The 13703-nt window shown below is 71.3% G+C and carries 12 protein-coding genes; 8 read left to right on the forward strand and 4 right to left on the reverse strand.

Translation table 11 applies throughout. The features are described 5' to 3' along the window. Positions 1-19 precede the first annotated feature (19 nt). From ACFYMU_RS11645 to tyrS, 4 genes are all read left to right on the forward strand, one after another. Positions 20-697 carry a macro domain-containing protein gene (locus ACFYMU_RS11645; RefSeq protein ID WP_388371512.1) on the forward strand — a complete coding sequence of 226 codons (678 nt, stop codon included), beginning with the start codon at positions 20-22 and terminating at the stop codon, positions 695-697. Positions 698-1020: 323 nt separating this feature from the next. Next, entirely contained in the window at positions 1021-2544 is a 1524-nt protein-coding gene (locus tag ACFYMU_RS11650) for a TldD/PmbA family protein (RefSeq protein ID WP_388371515.1), read from the forward strand. Further along, the gene (locus ACFYMU_RS11655; RefSeq protein WP_388371518.1) at positions 2541-3935 is read left to right on the forward strand and encodes a metallopeptidase TldD-related protein; all 1395 of its coding nucleotides are present in this window, start codon (positions 2541-2543) and stop codon (positions 3933-3935) included. The genes ACFYMU_RS11650 and ACFYMU_RS11655 overlap by 4 nt, the downstream gene beginning before the upstream one ends. 56 nt (positions 3936-3991) lie before the next feature. Continuing rightward, entirely contained in the window at positions 3992-5260 is a 1269-nt protein-coding gene (gene tyrS, locus ACFYMU_RS11660) for a tyrosine--tRNA ligase (RefSeq protein ID WP_388371521.1), read from the forward strand. Between the two features lie 61 nt (positions 5261-5321). Here the strand turns inward: tyrS and ACFYMU_RS11665 are convergent, their stop codons facing one another. After that, a complete protein-coding gene (locus tag ACFYMU_RS11665; protein WP_388371524.1) occupies positions 5322-5603 on the reverse strand; it encodes a GlsB/YeaQ/YmgE family stress response membrane protein in 282 nt (93 codons plus the stop codon). Positions 5604-5846: 243 nt separating this feature from the next. Between ACFYMU_RS11665 and ACFYMU_RS11670 the strand changes: the two genes are divergently transcribed. Then, complete coding sequence (locus ACFYMU_RS11670; RefSeq protein ID WP_388371527.1) at positions 5847-6290, forward strand: DUF3099 domain-containing protein; 444 nt, start codon at positions 5847-5849, stop codon at positions 6288-6290. 270 nt (positions 6291-6560) lie between these two features. Continuing rightward, on the forward strand, positions 6561-6830 hold the full coding sequence (locus ACFYMU_RS11675) for a hypothetical protein (protein WP_388372220.1): 270 nt from the start codon (positions 6561-6563) through the stop codon (positions 6828-6830). A 65-nt stretch (positions 6831-6895) separates the two neighbouring features. Here the strand turns inward: ACFYMU_RS11675 and moaA are convergent, their stop codons facing one another. The 3 genes from moaA to ACFYMU_RS11690 all read right to left on the reverse strand — a co-directional run bounded on the left by moaA (position 6896) and on the right by ACFYMU_RS11690 (position 10166). After that, the gene (moaA, locus tag ACFYMU_RS11680; RefSeq protein WP_388371530.1) at positions 6896-7885 is read right to left on the reverse strand and encodes a GTP 3',8-cyclase MoaA; all 990 of its coding nucleotides are present in this window, start codon (positions 7883-7885) and stop codon (positions 6896-6898) included. A gap of 308 nt (positions 7886-8193) precedes the next feature. Beyond that, entirely contained in the window at positions 8194-9813 is a 1620-nt protein-coding gene (locus ACFYMU_RS11685; RefSeq protein WP_388371533.1) for a cation acetate symporter, read from the reverse strand. Beyond that, positions 9810-10166 (reverse strand): DUF485 domain-containing protein, encoded by a 357-nt coding sequence (locus ACFYMU_RS11690; RefSeq protein WP_388371536.1) that lies wholly within the window; start codon positions 10164-10166, stop codon positions 9810-9812. Before ACFYMU_RS11690 ends, ACFYMU_RS11685 begins: the two co-directional genes overlap by 4 nt. A 371-nt stretch (positions 10167-10537) precedes the next feature. Between ACFYMU_RS11690 and ACFYMU_RS11695 the strand changes: the two genes are divergently transcribed. Then, positions 10538-12076: a S8 family serine peptidase gene (locus ACFYMU_RS11695; protein ID WP_388371539.1), complete on the forward strand. Its 1539-nt coding sequence runs from the start codon at positions 10538-10540 to the stop codon at positions 12074-12076. 71 nt (positions 12077-12147) lie between these two features. Beyond that, the gene (locus tag ACFYMU_RS11700) at positions 12148-13668 is read left to right on the forward strand and encodes a S8 family serine peptidase (protein WP_388371542.1); all 1521 of its coding nucleotides are present in this window, start codon (positions 12148-12150) and stop codon (positions 13666-13668) included. Positions 13669-13703: the final 35 nt, after the last annotated feature.

Raw genomic sequence — 13703 nt, forward strand, 5'->3', positions numbered from 1 at the left:
TCCCGAATCGGAGTGAGCCATGACCGTCGACCGCGTGCAGCCGCCTCTCGAAGTAGTGCTGACGGACATCAACAGCGCAGTGGTGGAGGCGTGGCGGGCGGCGTTCGCCGACACCCCCGCGATCCAGATCCGGGAGGGGTCGATCCTCGACCAGGACGTCGACGCCTGGGTCAGCCCCACCAACTCCCGGGGCCGGATGGACGGCGGGGTCGACGCGGTCATCAAGCGGCATCTCGGCGCGGGCATCCAGCTGCGGGTGCAGAAGGCGATCCGCGGCCGGTTCGCGGGCTCGCTCCCGGTGGGCAGCGCGGTGTGCGTCGCGTCCGGGGCGGTCAGGCCGAAGTTCCTGATCTCGACGCCGACGATGGAGGCGTCCTCGGAGAACATCAAGGAAACCCTGAACGTGGCCCTGGCCTGCGCTGCCGCGTTCCAGGCGATCCACCGGCAGAACAAGGAGGCGCCGGGCAGCATCCGGTCGGTGGCGCTGGTCGGCATGGGCGCCCGGACCGGCCGGGTGCCGGCGCGGGTGTGCGCCAACTTGATGTGGACGGGCTACACCCTCTTCAACGACCACGTCTTCGAGGACTACGACGACCTGCGCGGCACGATCGTCGCGCAGCTCGACGACATCGAGAGCGCGCCGGTGGAGAAGCGGGTCCGCATCACGCCGCCCAAGCGCACCGCCCCGCGCCGCTGACGAGACTCCCGGCCCCCGCCGGAAGGGCCCGGAAGCCGCCGGCGCGCGGTGGCCCGGCTCCGCGCCCGGCGTCGGACGCCGACGGTCCGTTTGCGTCCGGCGACGGCGGCCCGTCCGCGCCCGGCGCCGCCGGACCGGCGGCATCCGGCGCCGACGGCCCGGCGGCATCCGGCGACGGCAGCCCGGCGGCGTCCGGCGGCGGGCCGGCCTCGGGAGATGTCCGGCACGAGCGGCCCGCATGGGACATGCTTCAGTTCCGGCCCGTGCGTGACCGCGCCACCGGCAGGACGAACCCGACGGCCACAGCGAAGGGAATCCCACCCGTGCCCCATGAGATCGATCAGTCGTTCCTCGCGCTTCCGCTACGCCCGCTGGCCGACGCCGCGCTGGCCCGTGCGCGGTCACTGGGGGCCGAGCACGCGGACTTCCGGTTCGAGCGCGTGCGCAGTGCCGCATGGCGGCTGCGCGACGGCAAGCCCTCCGGTTCGTCGGACACGACCGACCTCGGCTACGCGGTCCGGGTCGTGCACGGCGGCACCTGGGGGTTCGCCTCCGGTGTCGACCTGACCCCGGACGCCGCCGCCGCGGTCGCCTCGCAGGCGGTGGCGATGGCTCGGCTGTCGGCACAGGTGATCGGGGCGGCCGGGTCGGAGGAGAGGGTGGAGCTGGCCGACGAGCCGGTGCACGCCGACCGGACGTGGGTCTCCTCCTACGAGATCGATCCCTTCACCGTGCCCGACGAGGAGAAGACGGGACTGCTGGCCGACTGGAGCGGTCGGCTGCTCGCGGCCGACGGCGTCAACCACGTGGACGCCTCCCTGCTGACCGTCCACGAGAACAAGTTCTACGCCGACACCGCCGGGACGGTGACCACCCAGCAGCGCGTCCGGCTGCACCCGCAGCTCACCGCGGTCTCGGTCGACGAGTCCACCGGCGAGTTCGACTCGATGCGCACCCTGGCTCCGCCGGTGGGCCGCGGCTGGGAGTATCTGACGGGGACCGGCTGGGACTGGGACTCGGAGCTCGCGCGGCTGCCGGAGCTGCTCGTCGAGAAGATGCGCGCGCCGAGCGTCGAGGCGGGCGTGTACGACCTCGTCGTCGACCCGTCCAACCTGTGGCTGACGATCCACGAGTCCATCGGCCACGCCACCGAGCTGGACCGGGCACTGGGCTACGAGGCCGCGTACGCGGGCACCTCCTTCGCCACCTTCGACAAGCTGGGCAGGCTGAAGTACGGCTCCGAGCTGATGAACGTCACCGGTGACCGCACCGCCGAGCACGGGCTCGCGACCATCGGCTACGACGACGAGGGCGTCGAGGGCCAGTCCTGGGACCTCGTCAGGGACGGCAGGCTCGTGGGCTACCAGCTGGACCGGCGCATCGCCCGGCTGACCGGCTTCGAGCGCTCCAACGGGTGCGCCTACGCCGACTCGCCCTCGCACGTGCCGGTGCAGCGCATGGCCAATGTGTCGCTGCGGCCGGATCCGGCCGGACTGTCCACCGAGGACCTGATCGGCGGGGTGGACCGCGGCATCTACGTCGTCGGGGACCGCTCCTGGTCGATCGACATGCAGCGGTACAACTTCCAGTTCACCGGCCAGCGGTTCTTCAGGATCCAGAACGGCCGGCTCACCGGTCAGCTGCGCGATGTCGCCTACCAGGCGACCACCACCGACTTCTGGGGGTCCATGGCGGCCGTCGGCGGTCCGCAGACCTACGTCCTCGGCGGCGCCTTCAACTGCGGCAAGGCCCAGCCGGGCCAGGTCGCGGCCGTCTCGCACGGCTGCCCGTCGGCCCTCTTCAGGGGCGTCAACATTCTGAACACCACCCAGGAGGCCGGCCGATGACCGGGCGTACCCACAAGCCGCACGAGATCGTCGAGCAGGCCCTGGCGCTGTCCCGGGCGGACGGTTGCGTGGTGATCGCCGACGAGCACTCCACCGCCAATCTGCGGTGGGCGGGCAACGCGCTGACCACGAACGGCGTCACACGCGGACGCACCCTCACCGTCGTCGCCACGGTGGACGGCGCACAGGGCACGGCGTCCGGGGTCGTCTCCCGTTCGGCCGTCACCGCCGACGAACTCGAACCCCTCGTCCGGGCCGCGGAGGCCGCCGCGCGCTCCGCAGGTCCCGCCGAGGACGCACAGCCGCTGGTCACGGGCGTGCCCCAGGCGCCGGACTTCACCGAGGCGCCGGCCGAGACCTCCTCGGCCGTCTTCGCGGACTTCGCGCCGGCGCTCGGCGAGTCGTTCGCCCGCGCGCGGGCGGGCGGACGGGAGCTGTACGGCTTCGCCAGCCACGAACTCGTGTCGACGTACGTCGGCACGTCGACCGGGCTGCGCCTGCGCCACGACCAGCCGAGCGGCACGCTGGAGCTCAACGCGAAGTCGCCGGACCACAGGCGCTCGGCCTGGGCGGGGCGTTCCACCCGGGACTTCAAGGACGTCGACCCGGCGGCGCTGGACGCGGAGCTGGCCCGGCGGCTGGCCTGGGCCCGGCGCAGGGTCGATCTGCCGGCGGGCCGGTACGAGACGCTGCTGCCGCCGACCGCGGTCGCCGATCTGCTGATCTACCAGATGTGGTCGGCGGCGGCCCGGGACGCGGCGGAGGGCCGCACGGTCTTCAGCAAGCCCGGTGGGGGCACCCGGATCGGCGAGAGGCTCTCCGCGATGCCGTTGACCCTGCGCAGCGACCCGCACGAGCCCGGCCTGGAGACGGCACCCTTCGTCATCGCGCACGCCTCCGGCGACGACGCCTCGGTGTTCGACAACGGGCTGCCGCTGAAGGCCACGGAGTGGATCGGCGGCGGGGAGCTGAAGCACCTGACGAGCACCCGGCACAGCGCGGCCCTGACCGGTCTGCCGCTCACCCCGTCCATCGGGAACCTGATCCTGGACGGCGGCACCGACCGGTCCCTGGAGGACATGGTCGCGCGGACCGAGCGCGGGCTGCTGCTGACCTGCCTGTGGTACATCCGCGAGGTCGACCCAGCGACCCTGCTGCTCACCGGTCTGACCCGGGACGGCGTCTACCTCGTGGAGAACGGCGAGGTCACCGGCGAGGTCAACAACTTCCGCTTCAACGAGTCCCCGGTCGATCTGCTGGGCCGCGCCACCGAGGCGGGCCGCACGGAGAAGACGCTGCCGCGGGAGTGGAGCGACTGGTTCACCCGGGCCGCGATGCCCCCGGTACGCATCCCCGATTTCAACATGAGCTCGGTCAGCCAGGGCGTATAACCTCGTAGTCGGCTGTCACCCGACCGCCGATGACCACCCGAGGAGACGCGAGAACCGTGACGGACATCGTCGACGAGCTGAAGTGGCGCGGGCTGTTCGCCCTGTCCACCGACGAGGACGCTTTGCGCAAGGCGCTCGCGGACGGTCCTGTCACCTACTATTGCGGCTTCGACCCGACGGCGCCGTCCCTGCACGTGGGCCACCTGGTGCAGGTGCTCACCCTGCGTCGGCTCCAGCAGGCGGGGCACCGGCCGCTGGCGCTGGTGGGCGGCGCCACGGGCCTGATCGGGGACCCGCGCCCGACCGCGGAGCGCACGCTGAACGCTCCCGAGACGGTGGCCGGCTGGGTCGAGACGCTGCGCCGCCAGATCGAGCCGTTCCTCTCCTTCGAGGGGGAGAACGCGGCGGTGATGGTCAACAACCTCGACTGGACGCAGGACCTGTCCGCGATCGAGTTCCTCCGGGACATCGGCAAGCACTTCCGCGTCAACAAGATGCTCACGAAGGACTCGGTCGCCCGGCGTCTGGAGTCCTCCGAGGGCATCAGCTACACGGAGTTCAGCTACCAGATCCTGCAGGGCATGGACTTCCTGCAGCTCTACCGCAGGTACGGCTGCACGCTCCAGCAGGGCGGCAGCGACCAGTGGGGCAATCTCACGGCGGGCCTGGACCTGATCCACAAGCTGGAGCCCGACGCCACCGTGCACGCCATGGCGACGCCGCTGATGACCAAGGCCGACGGCACCAAGTTCGGCAAGACGGAGGGCGGCGCCGTCTGGCTCGACCCGGAGATGACCACGCCGTACGCGTTCTACCAGTTCTGGCTGAACGTGGACGACCGCGACATCTCGACATACATGCGCATCCTGTCCTTCAGGTCCCGCGAGGAGCTGGAGGAGCTGGAGGAGCAGACCGGGGAACGCCCGCAGGCCCGTGCCGCGCAGCGTGCGCTGGCCGAGGAGCTGACGACGCTCGTGCACGGCCCGGAGCAGACGGCCGCCGTGATCGCCGCGTCCAAGGCGCTCTTCGGCCAGGGTGAGCTGGCGGACCTCGACGAAAGGACCCTGGCGGCGGCCCTCTCGGAGGTACCGCATGCCCGGGTCGAGGCGCTCGCCCCGGTGGTCGACCTGTTCGCGGAGGTGGGTCTCGTGCCCAGCAAGTCGGCCGCGCGGCGCACGGTGAAGGAGGGCGGCGCGTACGTGAACAACGCGAAGGTGACGGCCGAGGACGCCGTCCCCGCCGAGCAGGAGCTGCTGCACGGGCGCTGGCTGGTCCTGCGCCGCGGCAAGAAGAATCTGGCCGCGGTGGAGGTCACCAGCGCCTGAGGCGCTTGCGCGCGAACACGAGGGGGCGGTCCCGCAAGGGACCGCCCCCTCGTCCGTGGCCTCAGGCCCGCTCCCTGTGCCTGCCGCCCTTCATCGACATGTACGCCATCTCGCCGAGGAAAACGAAGAGGACCGCCGCGGCGAGCTGCAGCCCGTGGCGGCTCCAGTCGACACCCGGGGTGGCCGCGACGCCGAGGGCCCCGGCGACCGCGTTGCCCACGATCCCGCCGATCATGCCCATGAGGGTGGTCAGCCACAGCGGGCTGTGCTGCTTGCCCGGCAGGATCAGCTTGGCCAGCAGGCCGAGTACGAATCCGACGATGATCGCCCACAACCAGCCCATGACCGCCTCCTCGTACGGCTCGACGTGAGCAGTACGCCCAGTCTGGGACCGTCCGTCGTACGGCGCATGCCGAGTCCTCCGTACGCGGGAGTGAGCAGCGTGTTCGCCCGGGCCGCACGTGCCCCGGTCTCGTAGGCTGCGCAGGCGCGGCGTAACGTGGAGCATGTTCGGGCCCCGGTCCTGGCCGGGTGCGGACCAGGGTACGGGCCGGGGAGAGGCCGAGGCAGGCGGGCGGTGGATGTGATGCGGAAGCCCAGAAGCGGGGGCAACGCCCAAGTGTTCCGGATCACGGGTGCCCGCCAGGGGCTCGCGGACGACGTACGCGGCCGGCAGCGCCGCTACGTCATCTCGATGAGCGTCCGCACGGTGTCGGTGATCCTCGCGGCCACCCTGTGGAACGTGGAGCGGCCGGTCGCGGTCATCGCGCTGGTCCTGGGGGCCGTCCTGCCCTACGTCGCCGTCGTCATCGCCAATGCCGGGCGGGAGAACGCGCCGTCGCTCCCCTCGACGTTCATCACCGTCCCGCTGCGCCCGATGCTCACGCCGCCCTCCGCCGGAGCCGACCCCGGCCCGGGTGGCACCGAGAGCGCCGGCGGCTTCGCGGAAGCGGACCCGGAACACGGCCCGGCGGCCGCCCCGGCCGGGCCGGGGGCGGGCGTCCCGGGCCAGCCGCGTGAGCAGACCTGATCGGTGCGGAGCGCCGGGAAACGGAACCGGCCCCGCCCGAAGCTCAAGAAAAGCTCAGATCAATCGTGCTGTTCCGCTGCCGGGCGGCGGGCTACCCGTGACATACTTCGTACGCGCTCCGCATCCCCCGTCGGAGCGACGGACCGACGCCGGGCAGCTCCCCCCGTGGCTGCTCGGCGTCGCCTTTTGGACGCCTCGTGGTGTCACGTGTCGATCGTCCCTGTCACCGCCCGAACGCCCCGGGGCGGCGCACGTTAGGGTCGGGGCGTGATGGTGAACGCCCCCGGCTCCGCCGCGCCCTCCCCGGTCTGCTCCGCGAAGGGCTGCCGCGCCGCCGCGGTATGGGTCCTGGCCTGGAACAATCCCAAGCTGCACACCCCCGAGCGCCGCAAGACATGGCTCGCCTGCGCGGAGCATCGCGAGCACCTCTCCCAGTTCCTGGGCGTGCGCGGGTTCCTCAAGGACGTCGTGGCGCTGGCGGAGTGGGAGTCCCGGCAGGCCGCTGGCTCCGGGGAGCCGCGCGAGCCCGGGACTGGCTGAGGCACCGCCCCCGGCCGCCCACGGCGAACGGGGCCGTCGCCGACGGTCCCGCGGCGGGCGCGGTCTCACCCGCCGATCGCCGACATCGGCCGGTCGGGCTGCAGGAACGACGGGTCGTCCAGCCCCGAGCCCGCCTTCTTGCCCCACATCGCGAGCCGCCAGACGCGGGCGATCTCCTCGTCGGGGGCACCGGAGCGGAGCGCCGTGCGCAGGTCGGTCTCCTCGGTGGCGAACAGACAGGTGCGGATCTGCCCGTCGGCCGTCAGCCGCGTGCGGTCGCAGGCGGCGCAGAACGGGCGGGTGACGGAGGCGATCACGCCGACGCGGTGCGGGCCGCCGTCGACGATCCAGCGCTCGGCCGGCGCGGAGCCCCGCTCGTCGGCGCCCTCGGGGCTCAGCTCGAAGCGCGTCCGCAGCGAGGCCAGGACGTCCCCCGCGGTGACCATGCCCTCGCGCTTCCATCCGTGCTGGGCGTCCAGGGGCATCTGCTCGATGAAGCGGAGTTCGTAGTCCTCCTCGACCGCCCAGGCGAGCAGGTCGGGGGCCTCGTCGTCGTTCAGGCCCGGCATCAGGACGGAGTTGACCTTGACCGGGGTCAGGCCCGCCGCGCGGGCCGACCGCAGGCCGTCGAGGACGTCCCGGTGCCGGTCACGGCGGGTGAGCGCCTTGAACACGTCGGGGCGCAGGGTGTCCAGCGAGACGTTGACCCGGTCCAGGCCCGCCGCCTTCAGGGCCGCCGCCGTGCGCCCCAGGCCGATGCCGTTCGTGGTGAGCGACGTCTGAGGGCGCGGCCGCAGCGCGGCGACCCGCTCGACGATGCCGACCAGGCCGGGGCGCAGCAGGGGCTCGCCTCCCGTGAAGCGGACCTCCGTGACACCGAGGGTGGTGACCGCGATGCCGATCAGGCGGACGATCTCGTCGTCCGTCAGCAGGTCCGGCTTGGCCAGCCACTGCAGGCCCTCCTCGGGCATGCAGTACGTGCATCTCAGATTGCACCGGTCGGTCAGTGAGACCCTCAGATCGGTCGCCACCCGGCCGTAGGTGTCGATGAGCACGTGGGCCCCCTCCCGCGTCGCGGATCACGCAAGTCCAACTCCTGAGAGCCTACGTGACGCCACCGACATCGGCAGCGGTCCGATCCCACGAGGTGTGCGGACGGCCGACGGCCGCGTCGCAGGGATCTGCGACGCGGCCGTCGGCACGGACTGCGGTGCGAGGACCGCCGCCGGGTACCGTCAGTGCGCTCCGGTGCCGGTCAGGGACCGCACCTCCAGCTCGGCGTACTTGGCGGCGTCCGGCTCCTCCTTCGATGCGACGCGGCCGTCGGCACGGACTGCGGTGCGAGGACCGCCGCCGGGTACCGTCAGTGCGCTCCGGTGCCGGTCAGGGACCGCACCTCCAGCTCGGCGTACTTGGCGGCGTCCGGCTCCTCCTTCGACAGGACGGTGCCGAGCCAGCCCAGCAGGAAGCCGAGCGGGATCGAGACGAGGCCCGGGTTCTCCAGCGGGAACCAGTGGAAGTCGACGTCGGGGAACATCGAGGTCGGCTTGCCGGAGACCACCGTCGAGAACAGCACCAGGCCGACCGAGGTGATCAGACCGCCGTAGATCGACCACAGCGCGCCCTGGGTGGTGAACTTCTTCCAGAAGAGGCTGTAGAGGATCGTCGGCAGGTTGGCGGACGCGGCGACCGCGAAGGCGAGGGCGACCAGACCGGCCACGTTGATGTCGCGGGCCATGGCGCCCAGGAGGATGGAGACGGCGCCGATGCCGACGGTGGACCAGCGGGCCGCGCGCATCTCCTCCTTCTCGGTGGCCTTGCCCTTCTTGATGACGTTCGCGTAGATGTCGTGCGCGAACGACGAGGAGGAGGCCAGGGTCAGGCCCGCGACGACCGCGAGGATCGTGGCGAACGCGACCGCCGAGATGCTGGACAGCAGGATCGCGCCCCAGGTGGAGTCGACGCCGCCCAGGTGCAGGGCGAGCAGCGGCGCGGCCGTGTTGCCCGCCTTGTTGGAGGCGATGATCTCCTCCGGCTTGATCAGCGCGGAGGCGCCGAAGCCGAGGGCCAGGGTCATCAGGTAGAAGGCACCGATGAGGCCGATCGCCCAGATCACGGACTTACGGGCGGCCTTGGCGGTGGGCACCGTGTAGAAGCGGATCAGGATGTGCGGCAGACCGGCGGTGCCGAGGACCAGGGCGATGCTGAGCGAGATGAAGTCCACCTTGCTCAGGCTGGTGGCGCCGTACTTCAGGCCGGGCTCCAGGAAGGCGCTGCCCTTGCCGCTGTTGCTGGCGGCCTGGCCGAGCAGGTCGGAGACGTTGAAGTGGAACTTCAGCATCACCAGGAAGGTCAGCAACAGCGCGCCGGCCATGAGCAGGACGGCCTTGACCATCTGCACCCAGGTGGTGCCCTTCATGCCGCCGATGGTGACGTACACGATCATCAGGACGCCGACGAGGGCCACGATGCCGATCTTGCCGCCGTCGCTCGTGATGCCGAGCAGCAGGGAGACCAGGACGCCCGCGCCCGCCATCTGGGCAAGCAGGTAGAAGATCGACACGACGATCGTGGAGGTGCCGGCCGCGGTGCGGACCGGGCGCTGGCGCATGCGGTAGGCGAGCACGTCGCCCATGGTGTAGCGGCCGGAGTTGCGCAGCGGCTCCGCGACCAGGAGCAGGGCGATCAGCCAGGCGACCAGGAATCCGATGGAGTAGAGGAAGCCGTCGTATCCGAACAGGGCGATGGCGCCCGCAATACCGAGGAAGGACGCCGCGGACATGTAGTCGCCGGCGACGGCGAGACCGTTCTGGAAGCCGGTGAACTGACGACCGCCCGCGTAGAAGTCGGCGGCGTCCTTGGTCTGGCGGCCCGCCCAGACGGTGATCACCAGGGTGGCGAGGACGAACACCGAGAAGAGGCTGATGATCAGCCCTCTGTGTTCGCTGGCCGCGCCGGCGGCCAGGGTGATTGCGTTGCTCATGCGTCGCCCTCCATGCGGGACTTGATGGCTTCCGCCTTGGGGTCGAGCTTGGCGGCAGCGTGCCGCGCGTACCACCAGGCGATCAGGAACGTGGTGAGGAACTGGGCCAGGCCGAGCACCAGGGCAACGTTGATGTTGCCGAAGAGCTTGGTGCCCATGAAGTCGCCCGCGTAGTTCGACAGCAGGACGTAGATGAAGTACCAGACGCTGAACGCCACGGTCAGCGGGAAGGCGAACGAGCGGTAAGAGCGGCGCAGTTCACCGAATTCGGCGCTCTCCTGGACCTCGACGTAATGCTCGGTCGACGGAAGGCTCTGTTCAGTCGTCGAAGGGGGTGGTGCGTCGGTTGCCACGGTGTCTCCTCGCGTTGCGGGTGCGGTGAAGGCGGTGGTCGGCGATGACTGGAGCCTCGCCGCTGGGACGGGGTCGTGCAGGCGCGCGGTAGGACCCTGCGGTGACCTGGATCACATCACTGAGTGCGACGGTAGTGCTCTGATATGTGATCCGGCAGGGGGCGTCGATCGTCTCCCTGCTCCCTGCACAACGTTCACGGGGCAACACCGGGAGCGGTTCAACGCGGTTCGTTTTCTTCTACGTCCTTGCCGGAAATCGTTGATGGCCAGCCGCGACGACAGATAGCTTCGCTCTGCACCACCCGTCATGTACCTGCCGGACGCCACCCGCGTTCCGGCTCGTTCACGTTTCCGGATGATGTGGAGATCCCATGGCTCATCTGTCCTCCAGACGTCGGCTCGCTCTCGCCGTGCCCGTCGTGCTGTCGCTCACCGCTTCGCTGGGCTTCCTGCCGAGCGCCGCTTCGGCCGCCCCGCTCGCCGCCACCGGCGCGCCGACCGCGCAGACCGCGGACGGCCCCGCCCTCGCCTACGTCGTCAACACCGGCACGGACCGTCACACGATCACGACGGTGCGCCGGGCGATAGAGGCGGCCGGCGGCACGATCGTGGTGACGTACGGCAAGATAGGCGTCTTCGTCGTCCACTCCTCGAACCCCGACTTCGCCAAGACCCTCCGGACTGTCCGCGGGGTGCAGTCCGCGGGCGCGACCCGGACCGCGCCGCTGACGGCCGCGGGCACGACGGACGAGGGGGCCGCGCAGTACCTGACGAAGTCGGAGGCCGCGAGGATCACGAGCGCGTCGGCCTCCGCCGGTGAGAGCGAGCCCCTCGAGGCCGACCAGTGGGACCTGCGCGCGATAGGCGCCGACAAGGCCGCGCAGATCAACCCGGGCAGCCGGGACGTCACGGTCGCCGTCATCGACACCGGCGTCGACGACACCCACCCCGACCTCGCCCCGAACTTCTCCGCGTCGCAGTCCGCGAGCTGCGTCGGCGGCAAGGCGGACACCTCGTACGGCGCCTGGCGGCCCGCGAGCCCCGACCACTACCACGGCACGCACGTCGCCGGTGAGATCGCGGCGGCCCGCAACGGCCTCGGCGTGGCGGGTGTCGCCCCGGGCGTCAAGGTCGCCGGCATCAGGGTGGCCGACCCGGTCAACGAGCTGTTCTACCCCGAGAGCGTCGTCTGCGCGTTCGTGTTCGCCGCCGACCACGGCGTCGCGGTCACGAACAACAGCTACTACGTCGACCCGTGGCTGTACAACTGCATGGACGACCCGGACCAGCGGGCCATCGTGGACGCGGTCAACCGGGCCCAGCTGTACGCCCAGCACAAGGGCACCCTCAACGTCGCCTCCGCGGGCAACTCCAACGACGACCTCGACTCGCACTCCCTGGTCGACGACTCCAGCCCCGACGACTCGACCGCGGTGACCCGCACCGTCGACCCGCACGAGTGCTTCGACGTGCCGACCCAGCTGCCGGGCGTCGTCACGGTGAGCGCGACCGGGGTCAAGGGCGCCAAGTCCTACTACTCCAGCTACGGCGACGGCGTGGTCGACGTCGCGGCGCCGGGCGGCGACAAGTACCAGATCCCGGACACACCGTCGACCAACGGCCGCATCCTCTCCACGATGCCGGGCGGCGGGTACGGCTTCCTCCAGGGCACCTCCATGGCGTCCCCGCACGTCGCCGGCGTGGCCGCACTGCTGAAGTCCAAGCACCCGTGGGCGACTCCGGCCCAGCTCCAGTGGCTCCTCAAGGCGCAGGCGGACAACCCGGGCTGCCCGACCGACCCCTACGACGGCAACGGCGACGGCGTCGTGGACGCGACCTGCGTGGGCGGCGACCACGTGAACGGCTTCTACGGCTTCGGCATCGTCAACGCCCTGCGAGCGGTCAAGTAGCCGCAGGGCCCCGTTCATCGAGCTTTCGCACGGCTCGCACCGCCGCACTCGCGAACGAACTGGAGACCTCCATGACAGCGCTGCGCAAGCGCTCACGCCGTCTCGTCGCCCTTCCGCTGGGCATGGCCATGGCGACCGCCTTCGCCTTCCTGCCGAACGCCACCGCGTCGGCGGCACAGACGGCGCCGAAGGCCACGACGGCGGACGCCGCCTCGCTCAGCTATGTGGTCAACGTCCGCCCCGGCCACGGCACCACCCCGCGCATGAAGAAGGCGATCGCCGACGCGGGCGGCACGATCGTGATCTCGTACGACCGGATCGGCGTGATCGTCGTCCACTCCTCGAACCCCGACTTCGCCAGGACCATGCGCACGGTGCGCGGCGTGCAGTCGGCGGGAGCCACCCGCAACGCGCCGCTGCCCGCCCAGTCGACGACCGACGTCGGCACGCCGAAGGTGCTCACCTCCGCGGAGGTCGCGGGCGCGCGCGCCGCCGACGGGCAGGACCCGCTGGAGCCGCTGCAGTGGGACCTGCCCGCCATCAAGGCGGACAAGGCGCACGAGAAGACGCTCGGCAGCCCGGACGTCACGGTCGCCGTCATCGACACCGGCGTCGACGACACCCACCCGGACATCGCGCCGAACTTCGACCGCGCCGCGTCCGTCAACTGCGTGTCGGGCAAGCCGGACACGGCCGACGGGGCCTGGCGGCCGAGCGCCTCGGAGAGCCCGCACGGCACGCATGTCGCGGGGGAGATCGCGGGCGCCAGGAACGGCGTCGGCATCACCGGCGTCGCGCCCGGCGTGAAGGTCGCCGGGATCAAGGTGGCCACGACGGCGGGCTACTTCTACACCGAGGCCGTGGTGTGCGGCTTCGTCTGGGCGGCCGAGCACCACGTCGACGTCACCAACAACAGCTATTACACCGACCCCTGGTACTTCAACTGCACCGACGACCCGGACCAGAAGGCGCTCGTCGACGCGATCACCCGGGCCTCGCGGTACGCGGAGCGCAAGGGCACGGTGAACGTCGCGGCCGCCGGCAACGAGAACTACGACCTGGACGCGGACTCGATCACCGACCCGGTCTCCCCGAACGACGGCACACCGAGCGACCGGGTCATCGACCCGCACCGCTGCTTCGACATACCGACGCAGCTGCCGGGTGTGGTGACCGTCGCCGCGACGGGCGCCAAGGGCATCAAGTCGTCGTTCTCCAACTACGGCCTCGGCGTCATCGACGTCGCCGCACCCGGCGGCGACGCCACCCGCTACCAGACCCCCGCACCGCCGGCCACCAGCGGTCTGATCCTCGGCCCGCTGCCCGGCGGCACCTGGGGCTACATGGCGGGCACGTCGATGGCGTCCCCGCACGCCGCGGGGGTGGCCGCGCTCATCAAGTCGACGCACCCGCACGCCTCCGCGGCCCTGGTGAAGGCGCTGCTCTACGCCGGGGCCGACCCCACGCCGTGCACGGACCCGTACGACATCGACGCCGACGGCAAGGTCGACGCGGTGTGCCAGGGCTCGAAGAACCGCAACGGGTTCTACGGCTGGGGCACCGTGGACGCGTTGAAGGCCGTGACCAGGTAAGGACGGACCGGCGGCCGCCGGGGCCGGGCCGACGC

Source organism: Streptomyces sp. NPDC007264 (assembly GCF_042869095.1).
In the GTDB taxonomy this organism is placed as follows: Bacteria; Actinomycetota; Actinomycetes; order Streptomycetales; family Streptomycetaceae; genus Streptomyces.

What these genes read in the sequence shown, in the direction of transcription:
- ACFYMU_RS11645 (WP_388371512.1), top strand. Translation starts at nt 20, where the DNA reads ATGACCGTCGACCGCGTGCAGCCGCCTCTCGAAGTAGTGCTGACGGAC.
- ACFYMU_RS11675 (WP_388372220.1), top strand. Translation starts at nt 6,561, where the DNA reads ATGGTGAACGCCCCCGGCTCCGCCGCGCCCTCCCCGGTCTGCTCCGCG.
- ACFYMU_RS11670 (WP_388371527.1), top strand. Translation starts at nt 5,847, where the DNA reads ATGCGGAAGCCCAGAAGCGGGGGCAACGCCCAAGTGTTCCGGATCACG.
- ACFYMU_RS11695 (WP_388371539.1), top strand. Translation starts at nt 10,538, where the DNA reads ATGGCTCATCTGTCCTCCAGACGTCGGCTCGCTCTCGCCGTGCCCGTC.
- ACFYMU_RS11655 (WP_388371518.1), top strand. Translation starts at nt 2,541, where the DNA reads ATGACCGGGCGTACCCACAAGCCGCACGAGATCGTCGAGCAGGCCCTG.
- ACFYMU_RS11685 (WP_388371533.1), bottom strand. Translation starts at nt 9,813, where the DNA reads ATGAGCAACGCAATCACCCTGGCCGCCGGCGCGGCCAGCGAACACAGA.
- ACFYMU_RS11700 (WP_388371542.1), top strand. Translation starts at nt 12,148, where the DNA reads ATGACAGCGCTGCGCAAGCGCTCACGCCGTCTCGTCGCCCTTCCGCTG.
- ACFYMU_RS11665 (WP_388371524.1), bottom strand. Translation starts at nt 5,603, where the DNA reads ATGGGCTGGTTGTGGGCGATCATCGTCGGATTCGTACTCGGCCTGCTG.